This window comes from Flexivirga sp. B27 (assembly GCF_052905685.1).
Window position 1 is genome coordinate 570,887 of record NZ_JBPYUM010000003.1, and the last position, 16,000, is coordinate 586,886.

13 protein-coding genes are annotated in these 16,000 nt (G+C 67.5%); 9 read left to right on the top strand and 4 right to left on the bottom strand.

Annotated elements, in window-relative coordinates; all coding sequences use genetic code 11:
- Window positions 1–10: 10 nt before the first annotated feature.
- Complete coding sequence (gene rlmB, locus ACSZL9_RS15070) at window positions 11–982, top strand: 23S rRNA (guanosine(2251)-2'-O)-methyltransferase RlmB (RefSeq protein ID WP_446666321.1); 972 nt, start codon at window positions 11–13, stop codon at window positions 980–982.
- Window positions 983–1,075: 93 nt separating this feature from the next.
- Window positions 1,076–1,579 (top strand): TM2 domain-containing protein, encoded by a 504-nt coding sequence (locus tag ACSZL9_RS15075; RefSeq protein ID WP_446666322.1) that lies wholly within the window; start codon window positions 1,076–1,078, stop codon window positions 1,577–1,579.
- A 61-nt stretch (window positions 1,580–1,640) separates the two neighbouring features.
- Here ACSZL9_RS15075 and ACSZL9_RS15080 read toward each other — a convergent pair whose 3' ends face one another.
- Window positions 1,641–2,888, bottom strand: a complete 1,248-nt coding sequence (locus tag ACSZL9_RS15080; RefSeq protein WP_446666323.1) for a DUF4032 domain-containing protein — start codon at window positions 2,886–2,888, stop codon at window positions 1,641–1,643.
- Between the two features lie 196 nt (window positions 2,889–3,084).
- A complete protein-coding gene (locus tag ACSZL9_RS15085; RefSeq protein WP_446666324.1) occupies window positions 3,085–4,200 on the bottom strand; it encodes an ABC transporter ATP-binding protein in 1,116 nt (371 codons plus the stop codon).
- Window positions 4,201–4,469: 269 nt separating this feature from the next.
- Between ACSZL9_RS15085 and ACSZL9_RS15090 the strand changes: the two genes are divergently transcribed.
- From ACSZL9_RS15090 to ACSZL9_RS15110, 5 genes are all read left to right on the top strand, one after another.
- On the top strand, window positions 4,470–5,798 hold the full coding sequence (locus ACSZL9_RS15090; RefSeq protein ID WP_446666325.1) for a sugar ABC transporter substrate-binding protein: 1,329 nt from the start codon (window positions 4,470–4,472) through the stop codon (window positions 5,796–5,798).
- Window positions 5,799–5,873: 75 nt separating this feature from the next.
- A complete protein-coding gene (locus ACSZL9_RS15095) occupies window positions 5,874–7,448 on the top strand; it encodes an ABC transporter permease subunit (RefSeq protein ID WP_446666326.1) in 1,575 nt (524 codons plus the stop codon).
- Entirely contained in the window at window positions 7,445–8,308 is an 864-nt protein-coding gene (locus ACSZL9_RS15100) for a sugar ABC transporter permease (RefSeq protein WP_446666327.1), read from the top strand. Before ACSZL9_RS15095 ends, ACSZL9_RS15100 begins: the two co-directional genes overlap by 4 nt.
- Window positions 8,305–10,197 (top strand): glycoside hydrolase family 13 protein, encoded by a 1,893-nt coding sequence (locus ACSZL9_RS15105; RefSeq protein ID WP_446666328.1) that lies wholly within the window; start codon window positions 8,305–8,307, stop codon window positions 10,195–10,197. Before ACSZL9_RS15100 ends, ACSZL9_RS15105 begins: the two co-directional genes overlap by 4 nt.
- Window positions 10,194–11,204, top strand: a complete 1,011-nt coding sequence (locus tag ACSZL9_RS15110) for a LacI family DNA-binding transcriptional regulator (protein ID WP_446666329.1) — start codon at window positions 10,194–10,196, stop codon at window positions 11,202–11,204. The genes ACSZL9_RS15105 and ACSZL9_RS15110 overlap by 4 nt, the downstream gene beginning before the upstream one ends.
- Window positions 11,205–11,233: 29 nt before the next feature.
- Here ACSZL9_RS15110 and otsB read toward each other — a convergent pair whose 3' ends face one another.
- On the bottom strand, window positions 11,234–12,031 hold the full coding sequence (otsB, locus tag ACSZL9_RS15115; protein WP_446666330.1) for a trehalose-phosphatase: 798 nt from the start codon (window positions 12,029–12,031) through the stop codon (window positions 11,234–11,236).
- 22 nt (window positions 12,032–12,053) lie between these two features.
- A complete protein-coding gene (locus ACSZL9_RS15120) occupies window positions 12,054–13,472 on the bottom strand; it encodes an alpha,alpha-trehalose-phosphate synthase (UDP-forming) (protein ID WP_446666331.1) in 1,419 nt (472 codons plus the stop codon).
- Between the two features lie 186 nt (window positions 13,473–13,658).
- Between ACSZL9_RS15120 and ACSZL9_RS15125 the strand changes: the two genes are divergently transcribed.
- Both ACSZL9_RS15125 and ACSZL9_RS15130 read left to right on the top strand, forming a co-directional pair.
- Window positions 13,659–14,084, top strand: a complete 426-nt coding sequence (locus tag ACSZL9_RS15125; RefSeq protein WP_446666332.1) for a CBS domain-containing protein — start codon at window positions 13,659–13,661, stop codon at window positions 14,082–14,084.
- A gap of 164 nt (window positions 14,085–14,248) precedes the next feature.
- Window positions 14,249–15,949 (top strand): serine/threonine-protein kinase, encoded by a 1,701-nt coding sequence (locus ACSZL9_RS15130; RefSeq protein ID WP_446666333.1) that lies wholly within the window; start codon window positions 14,249–14,251, stop codon window positions 15,947–15,949.
- Window positions 15,950–16,000: the final 51 nt, after the last annotated feature.

Here is a 16,000-nt window from a genome sequence, read left to right on the forward strand (position 1 = left end):
GAGAACTGACGTGCCAGGTAATTCGAGCCGCCGTGGGGCGGTGCGCAAGGGCAACTCGCGCAAGGGTCCGCAGGTCGGCACCGGCGGACACAAGCGGCGTTCGCTGGAAGGCAAGGGCCCGACCCCGAAGGCCTCCGACCGCCCGAACCACAAGGCGCACAAGCAAGCCCGCAAGGCCGAGGCCAGTCGGCCAGGCAGCACCAAGCAGGGCGCGGGCCGCCGTCCGCAGCGGTCGGCCAAGCAGTCCGGCGAGCTGATCGTCGGCCGCAACTCGGTGCTCGAGGCGCTGCGCATGGGCGTCCCGGCGACCGCGCTGTATGTCGCCGGACGCGTCGACTCCGACGACCGGGTCAAGGAGTCGCTGAAGATCGCCGCCGACGCAGTCATCCCGATCATGGAGGCGCAACGCACCGAGCTGGACCGGCTGGCCGACGGCACTCCGCACCAGGGCCTCGCGCTGCAGGTGCCGCCATACGACTATGCGCACCCGGACGACCTGATCGACCCGCAGCTGCCCGGCCTGCAACTCGTCGTCGCGCTCGACGGCATCACCGACCCGCGCAACCTGGGCGCGATCGTGCGCTCGGTGGCGGCGTTCGGCGGTCACGGTGTCATCGTCCCCGAGCGCCGTTCAGCAGGTATGACGGCCGCGGCGTGGAAGACCTCTGCCGGTGCCGCGGCACGGGTGCCGGTGGCGCTGGCGGGCAACTTGACGCGCACGCTCACCGACTTCCGCAAGGCCGGGTTCTTCGTCATCGGCCTCGACATGGACGGTGACGTGGAGCTGCCCGGACTGTCGCTGGCGACCGAGCCGCTGGTGGTCGTCGTCGGCTCGGAGGGCAAGGGCCTGTCCCGACTGGTGCGCGAGACGTGCGACCAGATCGTGTCCGTGCCGATGAGTTCGTCGGTCGAGTCGCTCAATGCCGGCGTCGCGGCGTCGGTCACGCTCTACGAGGTCGCGAGGTTGCGCTCGCAGGGCTGAGATTGCCTGATCTGCTCACGACATGGAACCATGCGTGCTGCCATGCGGTCTGACCCGTATGGTTCGGGCATCGCAACGATCGAGAGCAGGGGCATGAGCAACTACAACGACAATTCCGGCGGATACGGCGGGGAGTCGGGCGGTCCGCAGTACGGCGCGCAGCCGCCCCAGGGCGGTTACGGCCAGCCGGCATACGGTGACCAGGGCGGATACGGACAGCAGCAGGGCGGCGGCGAGCCGACGTTCTTCCTGCTGAACATGGGCCAGGAGCAGGGGCCGGTGCCCTACTCGCAGCTCGCGCAGATGGCCAACGTTGGCTCGCTCAAGGGCGACACACCGGTCCGCGATGCGGCGACCGGCGCGGTCTACCCCGCCAAGCAGGTCCCCGGTCTCTTCTCCAGCAAGGACTGGCTGACGGCGGTTCTGCTGTCGTTCTTCCTCGGCGGGTTGGGGGTCGACCGCTTCTACCTGGGCCACATCGGCCTCGGCATCCTCAAGCTCGTGACGCTCGGCGCGTGCGGCATTTGGTCGCTGATCGACTTCATCATGTTGTTGATGCGCAAGATCAACGACTCCGACGGCCGACCGCTGGCCTAGCTTTCATCGCGACGACGCGCCCTGCCGATCCGTCGGCAGGGCGCGTCGTCATGCTGCTGCGTCATACACCGCGGTCGGCGCGGACCGGCATCTCCTCGGTGTCGACACCCACGACGGCGCTTTCGTCCGGCTTCTCCGGCAGCACCTTGGCGATGTAGTCGCGCGCGGCCTCCTCGATGGGGAAGTCGCGGTGCGCCGCCTCGGACATGTACCACCGGTGCTCCAGCACCTCGTGGAAGAGCTCCGCGGGCTCGATCTTGCGGCGCATCTCCGGCGGCGCGGTCCGGGTGACCGGCTCATAGATGTGCATCAGCCAGTCGTGCGCGACCTGCTCCTCGTCGTCGTTCTGACGGTCCTTGGCCGCGCGGTAGGAGTCCAGGTCGTTCAGCAGCCGGCGGGCCTGGTTGTCCTCGACGTCGAGGCCGGTCAATCGAAGCAGGCGACGCGAATGATGCCCGGCATCAACGATTTTCGGCTGGATCTGGATCGTCGCGCCGTCGAAGTCGGTGGTGATGTCGAGCTCGCCGACGTCGAACCCGAGCGCGTTGAGCCGCCGGATGCGCTCGTCGACACGCCACCGCTCGCCGACGTCGAAACGCTCGAGCGCGGTCAGCTCGTCCCACAGCACGGCATAACGCTGGATGATCCGGTCGGAGACCTCGACCGGGTCGAGCTCCGCGTCGACGAAACCACCGGCCTGCAGGTCCATCAGCTCCCCGGCGATGTTGACGCGCGCGATGTCGAGGTCGTGCTCGCGTTGTCCGTCGGTGAGCTGGTCGTGCAACTCGCCGGTCTCGGCATCCACCAGGTATGCCGCGAACTCGCCCGCGCTGCGCTTGAAGAGTGCGTTGGACAGGGACACGTCACCCCACCAGAAACCGATCAGGTGCAGGCGCACCAGCAGCACGGCGAGAGCGTCGATCAGCCGCGCGGCCGTCTCCGGCCGCAGACTCTGGCTGAGCATCGCCCGGTAGGGCAGCGAGAACTGCAGGTGCCGGGTCAGCAGGCACGCATCCAGCGGCTCGCCGTGCTCGTCCAGGCGCCCGCCGACGACACCGATCGGCTCGACTGTGGGCTGGTCGAGGCGTCGCAGCATCCGCAGCATGTTGTATTCGCGGCGGGCGATGTCGGCCTTGATCTCCTTGACGGCCACGACGCGCCCCTCGAGCCGCACGAACCGCACGATGTGCCGGGAGATGCCCCGCGGCAGCGCGGCGAGCCGCTCCTCGGGCCATTCCTCGAGCGGGAGACGCCACGGCAGGTCCAGCAGTGCCGGCCACGGCCGGGCAGTTGTGATGTCCAGTGCCACGGGACCATTCTGCCTCGCCATACCGATCGAGCGGCATACCGCGGCATCGAGCGGCACTCAGCTGCCCTCAGTGAAAGCGACACCCCTCGCCGAGAGGCCCCCGGAATGCCGAGAGGCCCGGCGTTTCGGGCCGAATCCGGCCCGAAACGCCGGGCCTGTCGGTGAACGCCGGGCCTCTCGGCGAGAGGGGGGTGGGTCAGGACTCGATGCGCTCGCCGCTCTGCGGGTGGAACAGGTGCAGGTGGTCGCTGTCGCCCTTGGGCTTGAAGTGGATCGTCTGGCCCTTGTCCGGCACGTTGCGGCCGTCCACACGCGCGACGATCTGCTTCTCGTCGTCCGAGCCGCCGATCTGTTTCTCGCCCGCCTGGTTGCCGATCGTGGTGCGCCCGTAGATGTAGGCGTCGGCCCCCAACTCCTCGACCACGTCGACCTCCACCGGGATGCCGCCCTCGGTAGTGATCTCCAGGTCCTCGGGGCGGATGCCGACGATCGCCGCCGTGTCGGTCTTGGCCAGCTTGTCGCGGTCGACCGGGTGGACCAGTGAGCCGAGCTTCACACCGCCGTCGGTGATCGGCACCTCGAGCAGGTTCATCGCCGGGGAGCCGATGAAGCCCGCGACGAAGACGTTGTTCGGGTGGTCGTACAGCTTGCGCGGGGTGTCCAGCTGCTGCAGGACACCGTCCTTGAGCACTGCGACTCGGTCACCCATCGTCATGGCTTCGACCTGATCGTGCGTGACGTAAACGGTCGTGACGCCCAATCGCCTTTGCAGAGAAGCGATCTGGGTGCGGGTCTGCACACGCAGCTTGGCGTCCAGGTTGGACAGCGGCTCGTCCATCAGGAAGACCTGAGGGGAGCGGACGATCGCGCGGCCCATGGCGACACGCTGTCGCTGACCACCTGACAGCGCCTTCGGCTTGCGGTCGAGGTATGCCTCCAGGTCCAGGATCTTGGCGGCCTCCTCCACGCGGCTGCGGATCTCGGACTTGGCCACACCGGCGATCTTGAGCGCGAAGCCCATGTTGTCGGCGACCGACATGTGCGGGTAGAGCGCGTAGTTCTGGAACACCATGGCCACGTCGCGGTCCTTGGGAGACAGGTTGGTGACGTCGCGGTCACCGATCAGGATGCGACCTTCGTTGACCTCTTCGAGGCCGGCCAGCATGCGCAGAGCGGTGGACTTTCCGGAACCGGAAGGGCCGACCAGGACGAGGAACTCGCCGTCCTCGATGTCGATGTTGAGCTTGTCGACCGATGCGATGTCAGCCCCGGGATAAACGCGGGTCGCTTGGTCATAGGTGACTGTCGCCATGATGCAACTCCTTCACCGGCAGGAACGTGCCGGACGATCCGTTGTGAATGGGATGCGACGCCTGTCCCGCACTACACGGGTGTGACGCCAAGCACACCTTAACCGCAGCGGGACGCGAGCGGGGCCGGACGGCGGGAACCGGCTCGTCATACGACCGGATGCTGAAGTGTGCTGAAAGATTGCTGCATGATCTTGCAGCAATCCTGCAAGTGCTTGTAGTGTGCCGCCCACGCCCTATGACGTGCATCACGTCCGCCGAAGGAGATTCCATGATCAAGCGCACCCTCGCCGTCGCTCTCGCGAGTGCCACGGCCGTCAGTCTCGCCGGATGCAGCGGCTCGTCCTCGTCCGGCAGCAGTGGATCGGGTGGTGACAACACCGCGGCAACGGCAGGGTCCGGCAAATCGGCTGCCGCCAAGCCGCAGGCCGTGAGCACCAAGAAGCCGGCGCGTGACAAGAACGCCGACCTGGTGATCTGGGCGGATGCGACCTCTGCGCCGTATGTTTCGAAGCTGGCCGACAAGTTCGGGAAGGCGAACGGCGTCCAGGTCGCCGTGCAGATTGCGACCGATGTCCGCGGGCAGTACGAAACCGCGTTCAAGGCGGGCCAGGCACCGGACATCATCGTCGGAGCGAACGACTGGACCGGGGAGCTGGTGGCCAACGGCGCCATCGCCCCGGTGCACCTCTCGGCGAAGGTCGCCGCCGGATTCAACAAGCAGGCGATCGCGGCCACCAAGTACAACGGTCAGACGTACGCCGTGCCGTATGGCGTGGAAAATCTTGCACTCGTGCGTAACACGGAGCTCGCGCCGAAGGCTCCGCAGACCATGGACGACCTCATCTCCACCAGCAAGAAGCTGAAGTCCCAGGGCAAGGTCCGCAACCTGCTGGCCGGCGCGGTCGGTAAGGAGGGCGACGCGTACAACGCCTACCCCTACCTGTCCGCCTGCGACGGTGGCATCTTCGGCACCAAGTCGAACGGTGACTACGACCCGAACAAGCTGCGGGTGGCCAGCCCCGGCAGTGTGAAGGGCGCGACCGAGATGGCCAGGTTGGGCAAGATGGGTGCGTTGACCACCAACATCGACGGCACGAATGTCGACTCGATCTTCACGTCGAAGAAGTCCGCGTTCGAGATCACCGGACCGTGGTCGATCCCCGCGATCAAGAAGGCCGGCATCAAATACGACATCTCGCCGCTGCCGAAGATCAACGGCTGCGGCGACATGGAGCCGTTCCTCGGCGTACAGATGTTCTTCGTGTCGAGCAAGGCCAAGAACGCCACGGTCGCACAGACCTTCGTCACCAACTTCCTGACGACGAAGTCGGCGCAGGAGACCCTCTTCAACGTCGGGCAGCGTCCGCCGGCGCTCACCGCGGCATACAAAGCGGTCGCGGCGAAGGACACCGACGTGAAGAAGTGGGCGAGCGCCGCCAAGGCCGGCAAGTTGATGCCCAACATCCCCGCGATGAACGCCGTGTGGAATCCGCTCGGGCAGGCGCTCGCCAACGTCGTCTCCGGTAAGAGCCAGCCGCAGGCTGCGCTGACCAAGGCACAGGGCGCGATCAAGACCGCGATCGCCAAGGGCAACTGACCGACACGGGCACGGGATCCGGCGGGCCGCACCAGCCCGCCGGATCCGGTCGTACTGCGCATTCAGGAGATCAAGGTGACCGAACACTCCGAGGCCCGCGGCATCAGCTTCCCCGGGAAGTCCGCCAAGTGGCTGGCCGTGCGGTGGGTGCTGATCGTCGCCGCGTTGCTGGTGGCGGGGTATGTCGCGGCGAAATTCGCCGACGCCGGCGACACGATGGCCGTGGTCGGCACGGCGTTCGTCGCCATGCTCGTACTGCTCGTCTACGGCACGCGACGTGCCATCCCGGCGAAGTACCTGTTGGTCGGGGTGCTCTTCCTGGCCGGGCTGCAGATCTGGCCGATCGTCTACACCGCCGCGACCGCGTTCACCAACTACGGACAGGGACACCTCGTCTCCAAGGAGGAGGCGACGGCACAGGACATCGCCTACTCGGTCGTGCAGGTGGCGGGTTCGCCGACCTACGGCTTGAGCGTCGCGGTCAAGGAAGGCACCAATCCGACGAGCGGGCAGCTGTACTTCCTGTTGACCGACGACTCCGGTAAGAACTTCATCGGCACCGCCAAGGGGCTGCAACCCCTGTCGGGCAGTGGCGTCAAGGTCACCGACGGCCGCATCACGGCGGCTCCGGGCTACACCATGCTCAACCTGTTGGAGGCGAACAAGCGCAAGGATCTGGCCAACTTCGCCGTGCCGACCAAGGGCGGCGGCGGGATCAAGGCGAGCGGGTTCAGCGAGGCGTTCGAGGGCAGGCCGACCCTGGTGTGGGACAAGAAGGCCGACACGCTGACCGACACCAGGACCAAGACGGTGTATGTCGCCAAGGATGCTCGGTGGGTTCCGAAGGGCGGCGACGGAGATCCGCTCGCGGTCGGGTGGAAGGAGAACGTCGGTTTCGGCAACTTCAAGACGATCTTCACCAACTCCACCTATCGCTCCGGTTTCTTGAGCATCTTCGTCTGGAACGTGTGCTTCGCGGTGTTGTCCGTGCTCACCACGTTCATCCTCGGCCTGCTGCTCGCACTCATGTTGAACGACAGGCGGATCCGTGGGCGGGGTGTCTATCGCACGCTGCTCATCGTCCCGTATGCGTTGCCGGTCTTCGTCTCGGCGCTGGTGTGGATGTCGATGTTCAACCAGGAGTTCGGACTCATCAACACGATGACTCACCTCAACATCGACTGGTTGGGCAATGCGTGGGCGGCACGCGCCGCGATCCTGATCACCAACCTGTGGCTGGGTTTCCCCTACATGTTCATCGTCTGCACGGGCGCGCTGCAGTCGCTGCCCGATGACGTCGTCGAGGCGGCCAAGATCGACGGCGCGGGCCCGTTGCGCACACTGCGGTCGATCAAGCTGCCACTGCTGCTCGTGGCCGTCGGGCCATTGCTGATCGCATCGTTCGCCTTCAACTTCAACAACTTCGGGCTCGTGCAGCTGCTGACTCAGGGCGGTCCGTTCGACCAGGCAGGCAACGAGGCCGGCTCGACGGATCTGCTGATCTCGTACGCTTTCCGTCTCGCACTCGGCGGGACGAACCCCAACTACGGTCTGGCGTCCGCCGTCGCCGTCATCATCTTCCTGCTCGTCGGGCTGATGAGTTTGCCCGGCTTCTGGCGGAGCCGGAAACTGGAGGAGGTCAACCGGTGAACGCAGTGCGCAGAAATCTCGGTGGCGGTCTGTGGTGGCGCCACCTGATAGCGATCGTCATGGTCGTGTTTGCCCTTTTCCCAGTGGTGTTCGTCATCTCGGCGGCGCTCAACCCGGCGGGAAGCCTGTCGACGAGCTCGCTGTTGCCGACCGGGTTCTCGATGAACAACTTCCACACGCTCTTCAACGACGCGGCGCGCCCGTTCGGTTCGTGGTACGAGAACTCCCTCGTCATCGCACTCACCGGGTCGATCGCGTCCCTGTTCATCGGCGCCTGTGCGGCATACGCGTTCTCCCGCTTACGTTTCCACGGCCGGCGCGTGGGTCTGCTTGCGCTGCTCCTGCTGCAGATGTTCCCGGTGCTGCTCGCTTTCGTCGGCCTCTACATCACCTTCGGCAACGTCGGCGAGGTCCTTCCGTCCGTCGGCCTGAACACCTCCTGGGGTCTTGTCCTGGCATACATGGGCGGTGCAATGGGTTCCAACGTCTGGTTGCTCAAGGGCTACTTCGACACCGTCCCGGTCGAGCTGGACGAGGCGGCGCGGATCGACGGGGCGACCCACGCGCGAGTGTTCTTCACCGTGCTGCTCCCGCTCGCCCGCCCCATCCTGGTCACCGTGTTCATGCTCAGTTTCGTCGGCCTCTACGGAGAATTCATGCTCGCCAGCATCTTCCTCACCTCACCGGACAGCCAGACCCTGGGCGTCGGTCTTTACAACATGACGGTTGGCTCGGATCGTGTGGCGCTGTTCGGGCAGTTCGCTGCTGGCTGCCTGTTGGCGGCGCTCCCGGTGCTGATCCTCTACCTGCTCTTCCAGAAGCAACTGGTCAGCGGTCTGACACAAGGGTCGGTCAAATGAGCTCCGATCTGCTGGCCCGCCCGCACCACGACGGTTCGCAGCTGTATGTCGACAACCAAACTCCTCGACTCGGGGACTCCGTCACGGTGCGGATCCGGGTCCCGCGCACGGCGGACATCACCGAGGTGCACGTGCGGCACGTGTGGGACGGTGAACCGACGTTCGCGACGGCGCACGTCGAGCGACGGACGGACATCGAGGACTGGTGGAGCGCAACGGTCACCTGCCACAACCCGGTCACGCCATACCGCTTCCTGCTGCAAGGCAGGGACGGTGCCTACCTCTGGGTGAACGGCACCGGGATCCACCGACGGGACGTGCCGGACAACAGTGACTTCCGGCTCGTCACTCACCCTGCGCCGCCGCAATGGGCCGCGGATTCGGTGGTGTACCAGGTGTTTCCGGACCGGTTCGCCCGGGCGTCGGACGCGCTGCCCGTGGAGCAGATCGCGCCCGACTGGGCGGTGCCCGCAGCCTGGGACGACAGCGTCGACGCCGAGGTCCCGGACGTGGTCGCCAGACAGCTCTTCGGTGGTGACCTGGACGGCGTCCGGGAACACCTCGACCATCTCGTCCGGCTCGGGGTGACGGTCCTCTATCTGACGCCGTTCTTCCCGGCGCGCTCCAACCATCGGTACGACGCCTCGACCTTCGACGCCGTCGACCCGTTGCTCGGAGGCGACGAGGCACTCGATCGCCTTGTCGCAGAGGCACACCGGCGTGGGCTGCGAGTGCTCGGCGACCTGACCACCAACCACACCGGGGACGAGCACGAGTGGTTCCTGGCCGCCCGGGCCGATCCCGCGTCCGACGAACGCGACTTCTACTTCTTCCACGACGACGGTGACTACGACAGCTGGCTCGGCGTGCATTCGTTGCCGAAACTCAACCACGCGTCGGCGGAGTTGCGGGACGCGTTCTTCGACCGGCCGGACGCACCCGTCCGCAAGTGGCTCAGCGGACCGAACGCATTGGACGGGTGGCGTGTCGACGTCGCGAACATGACCGGAAGGCACAACGCCCAGGACGTGAATCACGCGGTCGCAGAACACATGCGCCGGACACTGGACGGGCTGGACGGCGAGAAGCTGCTCGTCGGAGAGCACGTCCATGACCACTCGGCAGACGCACAAGGATCCGGATGGCATGGCGTCATGAACTACTCCGGGTTCACCCGGCCGTTGTGGACCTGGTTGCGGGACAAGGAGTTCGCCCCGAACTTCCTCGGAGCGCCGCTGGCCGTGCCCCGCCTCGGCGGGGAGTCCGTGGCCGAGACGATCGACGAGTTCGGCTCGCTGGACCCGTGGCGGTCCCGGGTGCACAGTTTCACGCTGACCGGCTCACACGACACCACGAGGATCCGCACGCTCGTCGGCGATGATCCGGCCATGGTGCGGGTCGCGGCCGCCTTGCTGCTGACCATGCCGGGGATCCCGATGATCACCTACGGCGATGAGGTCGGTATGCCGGGAACCTTCGGCGAGGACGGCCGGCGTCCGATGCCGTGGGACGAAGACCGGTGGGATGCAGAGATCTTCGGCTCCTATCAGGAGCTGATCGCTGCACGGCATTCGCTCGAACCGTTGCGGCACGGTGGTCTGCGGTGGGTCTCTGCGACGACCGATAGCCTGACCTACGTGCGAGAGACCGAGTCCGGAGGCGTGCTGGTGCACTGTGCCCGCGCCGCCCACGAGGCGTTCGCCGTGCCCGCCGTTCACCTGCAAGGTGTCGCACGCGGGCGGATGGTCGCGGCCGCCGGTGCCGAGATCGTGCCCGACGAGTCCACCGTAACGTTGCGTGCGACGCGCCCGGGCTACGCGATCTGGTCGTGGGACACGTCGACGGCCGGCCATCCGGCGGACGCCACGGCTGCGCAGGTGGTGGCGTGACCGGTCGGCTCGCGCGGATCGCCGAGCATGCCGGGGTCAGTGAGGCCACGGTCTCGCGTGTTCTGAACAACAAGAGCAACGTCGCCGCGGAGACACGGGCAGCGGTGCTCACCTCGATCGATGTCCTCGGCTTCGAGCGACCGTCGCACCTGCGCGGTCCGATGCGCGGTGGCCCGGTGGGGCTGATCGTGCCGGAGCTGACCAACCCGGTCTTCCCGCTGTTCGCGCAAGTGATCCAACAGCGGCTCGCGGCAAAGGGTTTCACGGCAGTGCTGTGCACCCAGGCGCCGGGCGGCGTCGCCGAGGAGGACTACCTGCCGATGCTGCTCGACCACGATGTCTGCGGCATCATCTTCGTGAGCGGCAAACACGCGGAGAGCAACTCGGACGTGTCGGCCTATCAGGGCCTGGTCGCGCAGGGGTTGCCGATCGTGATGATCAACGGTCACCGGCCGGAGATCGCGGCGCCGTCGTTGTCGACCGACGAGCGTGCCGCCGTGGCGCTCGCGTTCAGCCACCTGGTGCAGCTCGGCCACGAGCGAATCGGCCTGGCGACGGGACAGCCCCGCTACGTGCCGTCCATCCGCAAGGTTGCGGAGTTCGAGCGCCAGACCGCGGTGGCCGGGATGGAGACACTGATCGAGCAGACCTGGTTCACCGTCGAGGGCGGTGAACTCGCGGGTCGGTCACTCGTCGAGCGCGGTGCGACGGCGATCATCTGTGGCTCCGATCTGATGGCGCTCGGGGTGATGCGGGCCGCGACCCAGCTCGGGTTGACGGTGCCGACGGACCTGTCCGTGGTCGGGTACGACGGTTCGGACATCACGAAATACACCGGGCCGCCGTTGACAACGGTCCGCCAGGACGTCACGACAATGTCCGCGGCCGCTGCCGACGCGCTGGCGGAGTTGGTGAAGGGACATCCGCAGCCGTCCGGGGATGCGCTGTTCGCGCCGGAGTTGCTGGTGCGCGGATCCACGGCCCGTGTACCGCTGCCGGGGGACTGACCGCACCAGCCATCGGGCGGTGTGTCGCGCTATCGGCCCGTCGGGTCGCTCCGCAGGTGGAGGACCGTGCGCAGCACCTGCAGGACGTCCGCCGAGTCCTGGATGCGGAAGTCGGCGAGCGTCTCGCCGCCGCCGACCTTGATGGTGACGTTGCGTTCATCACCGGCAAGCACGTGGAAGGCGCGCTCATCGGTGACGTCGTCGCCGAGATAAAGAGTCGCTCGCGTGCCGAATTCCGTTGCCAGCGCGTGCAATGCGCTGCCCTTCGTCACCGCCAGCGCACTCAGCTCGACGATCTGCTTGCCGTCCATCACGTCCACACCGGGTATGGCGATCGCCAGCGCGGCCCGGGTCGCCGCTGCGGCGATGTCGTCGGGCACGTTGCGGGTGTGCAGCACGACACCGGCCGGCTTGCGCTCGATCCGGGTCGGTGGGTATGCCGCGGCGACTGCCTCCAGTGCCGTCGTCGCGAGCCCGAGCCGCTGTTGCGCGGCGTCGTCGAACGTGGCGTCCAGCGGCAGCGGTCGGTCGGTCTCCGCGCCGTGCGACCCGACCAGCACGATGTCGCTGCCGGGCTCGAGGTCGGTCAGCTCGCGCAGCGCGGCCAGGTGGCGCCCTGACACGATGGCGACGAAAACGTCTGGCAGCGATGCCAATTCGCGCAACAGACTCATCGACCCGTCGATCGGTCGCGACGTCGACGGGTCCAGGACCAGTGGTGCCAGCACACCGTCGAAATCTGTGGCCACGAGGATCGGGCCGGCTGCGGTCAGTTCGGCGAGGGCGGTGCGCAGGTCGGGCGGCAACGTCATGGCGGGTCGAGTCATGGCAGGTCGGGTTGTGATCGAGTCACGGGCGGTCGGGGGCGACGGTCAGATTGGTCAGGAAGCTCTCCGCCCAGTGGCGCACGTCGTGTCGCAGCACCTGGCGGTGCATCGCGCGCATCCGCCGCGACCGGTCGTCGGGGGCGCTCTCGAGGGCCCGCAGGATTGTGCGCTTGGTGCGGGAGATGTCATGCGGATTGCACAGGTAGGCCTGCTTGAGTTCGTTTGCCGCACCGGTGAATTCGCTCAGCACCAGCGCACCACTGCGGTCGTGCGCGGCGACATACTCCTTGGCGACGAGGTTCATGCCGTCGCGCAACGGAGTCACCAGCATCACGTCCGCGGCGACGAACAGCGCCGCCATCTCCTCCCGCGGGAAGGACCGGTGCAGGTAGGTGACCGGGGGTGCTCCGAAGCTGGAGTGCTCGCCGTTGATCCGCCCGACGGTCTGCTCGACCTCGCTCTTGATGTGCTGATAGGCCTCCAGCCGCTCGCGGCTGGGCGTCGCCACCTGGATGAATTTCGTCCGGGTCGCGGTCAGCGCGCCCTCGCGGTACATCTCCTCCAGCGCCTTCAGCCGGTGCCGGATGCCCTTGGTGTAGTCGAGCCGGTCGACGCCGAGCAACAGCTGCTCGGGGTTGCCGAGTTGCTCGCGGATTTCGCGGGCCCGGTGCTGCACCTCGGGGGTGGCCGCCAGGCTCGCCATACTCTCCGCATCGATCGAGATCGGCACGGCGGCCGCCCGGCACTCGCGGCCGTCGGAGGTGTGCACGACGTCGCCGCGAACCGCGACGTCGTCCTCGGCGAGCAGCTGGCGGCATGCACGCAGGAAGTTCTGGGCATCCGAACGGCGTTGGAAACCAAGGAAGTCCGAACCCAACAGGCCGTGCAGCAACGAGTCGCGCGCCGGCAACTGCATGAACAACTCGACCGGTGGGAAAGGGATGTGGTTGAACCAGCCGATGCGCAGGTCCGGTCGCAACTCCCGCAGGAACTGCGGCACCTGCTGCAGCTGATAATCGTGGATCCAGACCGTGGCGTTCTTCGCCGCCAGGTCGGCGATCTCCTGTGCGAAGCGCCGATTGACCGACTCGTATGCCGCCTGCCAGCTGCGCTTGAAGGTCGGCGGCACGATCACGTCGTGGTAGAGCGGCCACAGCGAGCCGTTGCTGAATCCTTCGTAGTAGGCACGGATCTCGTGCTCGCTGAGCCCGATCGGGTGCAACCACATCCCGTCCTGCTCGAACGCCGCAGGTGCCTTGCCCGGCACACCGGCCCAGCCGATCCAGGCCCCGTCCCGGTCGCTCATGACCGACTCCATCGCGGTGACCAGCCCGCCCGGGCTGCGGCGCCATACGGTCCGCTTGCCTTCTCGAACGCGGTCCACCGGCAGCCGGTTGGCCGCGATCACCAGGTCGAACGTGTCCTTGGGCAACGTGGGCACAACCCTTCGAGTCGAAACGCTGAGTCGGTGCTCCACGGGCGGTGGCTGCACCGACGAGGTCGCCGGCGGCCTCGGCGCCTTCACTGTATGACGGCCGCACGCGGCACCAGCCACGGGCGTTCCACAAGGCGGACAACCGCCGACGTGATCATGGCCACAACACGGCGCGGGAGGTTACCGTGGAACATGCGTATCCAGGAATTGCTCAAGGGCAAGGGTTCTGACGTTGTCACGGTCGCGGCCGACGCGTCCGTGGGTCAATTGGTGCAGCTGCTCGCCGACCACAAGATCGGCGCGGTCGTCGTGGTCACCGGCGAGGAGATCGCCGGCATCATCAGCGAGCGCGACGTCGTGCGAGCGCTGCCCGGTGGAGCCGAGGGTCTGCTCGAGCGCCCGGTGTCGAGCCTGATGACCTCCGACGTCATCAGTTGCTCGCCGGACGACGAGGTCAGCTCGCTGGCCGAGTCGATGACCGAGCACCGCTTCCGTCACCTGCCGGTGGTGCAGGGCGGGCAGCTGGTCGGCATCGTCAGCATCGGCGACATCGTCAAGAACCGCCTGGAGGAGCTGCAGAACGAGCGCGATCACCTGGAGTCCTACATCTCCTCCTGAGCATCACCCCACGAAGTTCTCCTCCGCTGCGCTCCTCCGATACTTCGCGGGGACCCCGATGAAACGACCCCACTAAGTTCCCCTCCGCTGCGCCCCCGACGTGGTCTTCGCCACGTCGTGAAGCGTCCGCGGACTCTCGTTCGTTGTCGCATACCGTGGACCCCATGACTGCAGACCGTCACTCGGACCCCGCAGCCCGCGGGAACGGTGGCACGCACCGGTTGCCGGTGATCCAGAGCACCGACGACTCCGACCGGCGCGCCGATCAGGACCGCATCGGTGATTACGAGCTGGTCCGCAAGATCGGTGAAGGCGGCATGGGCGTCGTCTACAAGGCGCTCGACGCACAGGGTCAGGCGGTCGCGCTGAAGGTCCTGCGCGCCCACATCGCTCACGACCGCAGCGCTCGTGAGCGGCTGCGTCGTGAAGTCAGCACCCTCGTGCGCGTGCGGTCCCCGCGCGTTGCGGCACTGCTCGATGCCGAGGTCGACGGAGACAGCCCATACCTGGTCACCAGCTTCGTGCCCGGTGCCGCGCTCGACGAGGTCGTGGAGAGCGACGGCCCGTTCGGGGCCGTCCGGCTCGCCCGCCTCGGGCGTGGACTCGCCGAGGCGCTGGGCGCCATACACCGGGCGGGCATCGTGCACCGCGACCTCAAGCCCGGCAACGTGCTGATGGTCGGCGACGACCCGGTGCTCATCGATTTCGGCATCGCGCACGTCGCCGACGACTCCCGCCTCACCTCGACCGGCCTGGTCATGGGCACACCCGGCTATCTCTCACCGGAGATCGTCGAGGGCGACCAGGTCACCGAGGCAACCGACTGGTGGGGCTGGGCAGCCACTCTTGCGTATGCCGCCAGCGGCCGCGCACCCTTCGGTCGCGGGCCGATGCCGGTGGTGCTGGACCGCGTGTGCCGTGGCGAATACGACCTCAGCGGGGTCGACCCGCGCCTGCGGCCGCTGCTCGAGGCGGCGCTCGACCCGGACGCCTCGCGGCGGCCTGCGGCCAGTGACGTCCTGGCGGCGCTCGACCTCTTCGCCGCCGGCGGGCACACCGGTGAGCTGCCCGTCCTGGAGCATCGCCGGCCGCCGGCGCAGCGCTCCGACCGGCGCACGCCGTCGACCGAACGCTTCGACCCGCAGCCCGACCCGACGGAGCGCTTCGGGCCGCCTCCGGCGGGTCGCGTCGTGCGACCGGCCGACCCGGACCGGCCGGTCCCGTCGGTCGCTCCGGGGCGTTTCGTCCCGCCTCCGGACCCGCGCATCGGCCAGTCCTCCCGCACCGGGACGCTCGCGGCGATGCTCGCGGCGCTGACCGGCATCACTGCCGTGCTGCCCACGGTGGGCATCACCCTGCTGGTCCTGTGGGCGATCGCCGCGCGCTGGTGCGACAAGTCGATCACCTCGATGGTGTTGCGGCGCTACAGCTCGGGGCCGCGCAAGTCCGACACCTTCGTCGCTGCCGTCACCTCGCCCTGGCACGGCGTGATCGCAGCCCTGGCGACCCTGTTGACCGTGCTGATCCCGGCCTTCGTGGGCGGGTGTGCGGCGGCCGCAGTGGCCCTGGTCTATTCGATGGTCGAGGACGACTCGGTCTTCCTGGGCCGGCCGCTGCCGATGGCGGTCGGTGTGCTGGTCGGCGCGCTGGTGATGTGGTGGGGACCCGGCGGCATACCCCTGCGGCGTGGGTCGCGCAGCATCGTGCGTGGCGTCGTGCGCGGGCAGCCGTTGACCCAGATCATCATCGGCCTGTGCAGCCTCATCGCGCTCGTCGGCCTGATCTTCCTGCTGACCCATCTGTCGACGGGCGCGGCGTGGTGGCCGATCGACAGCAACTCCAGCCTCCAGCTGCAGCTGGCCTGACCCGCGCAGCGGGCGCCATACGCCCGATATCAGCCCACGCCCAGCTGAGGC

Coding starts and splice junctions, on each gene's coding strand:
- ACSZL9_RS15085 (WP_446666324.1), bottom strand. CDS start 4,200: ATGGCGACAGTCACCTATGACCAAGCGACCCGCGTTTATCCCGGGGCT.
- ACSZL9_RS15130 (WP_446666333.1), top strand. CDS start 14,249: ATGACTGCAGACCGTCACTCGGACCCCGCAGCCCGCGGGAACGGTGGC.
- ACSZL9_RS15075 (WP_446666322.1), top strand. CDS start 1,076: ATGAGCAACTACAACGACAATTCCGGCGGATACGGCGGGGAGTCGGGC.
- ACSZL9_RS15090 (WP_446666325.1), top strand. CDS start 4,470: ATGATCAAGCGCACCCTCGCCGTCGCTCTCGCGAGTGCCACGGCCGTC.
- otsB (WP_446666330.1), bottom strand. CDS start 12,031: ATGACTCGACCCGCCATGACGTTGCCGCCCGACCTGCGCACCGCCCTC.
- ACSZL9_RS15125 (WP_446666332.1), top strand. CDS start 13,659: ATGCGTATCCAGGAATTGCTCAAGGGCAAGGGTTCTGACGTTGTCACG.
- ACSZL9_RS15105 (WP_446666328.1), top strand. CDS start 8,305: ATGAGCTCCGATCTGCTGGCCCGCCCGCACCACGACGGTTCGCAGCTG.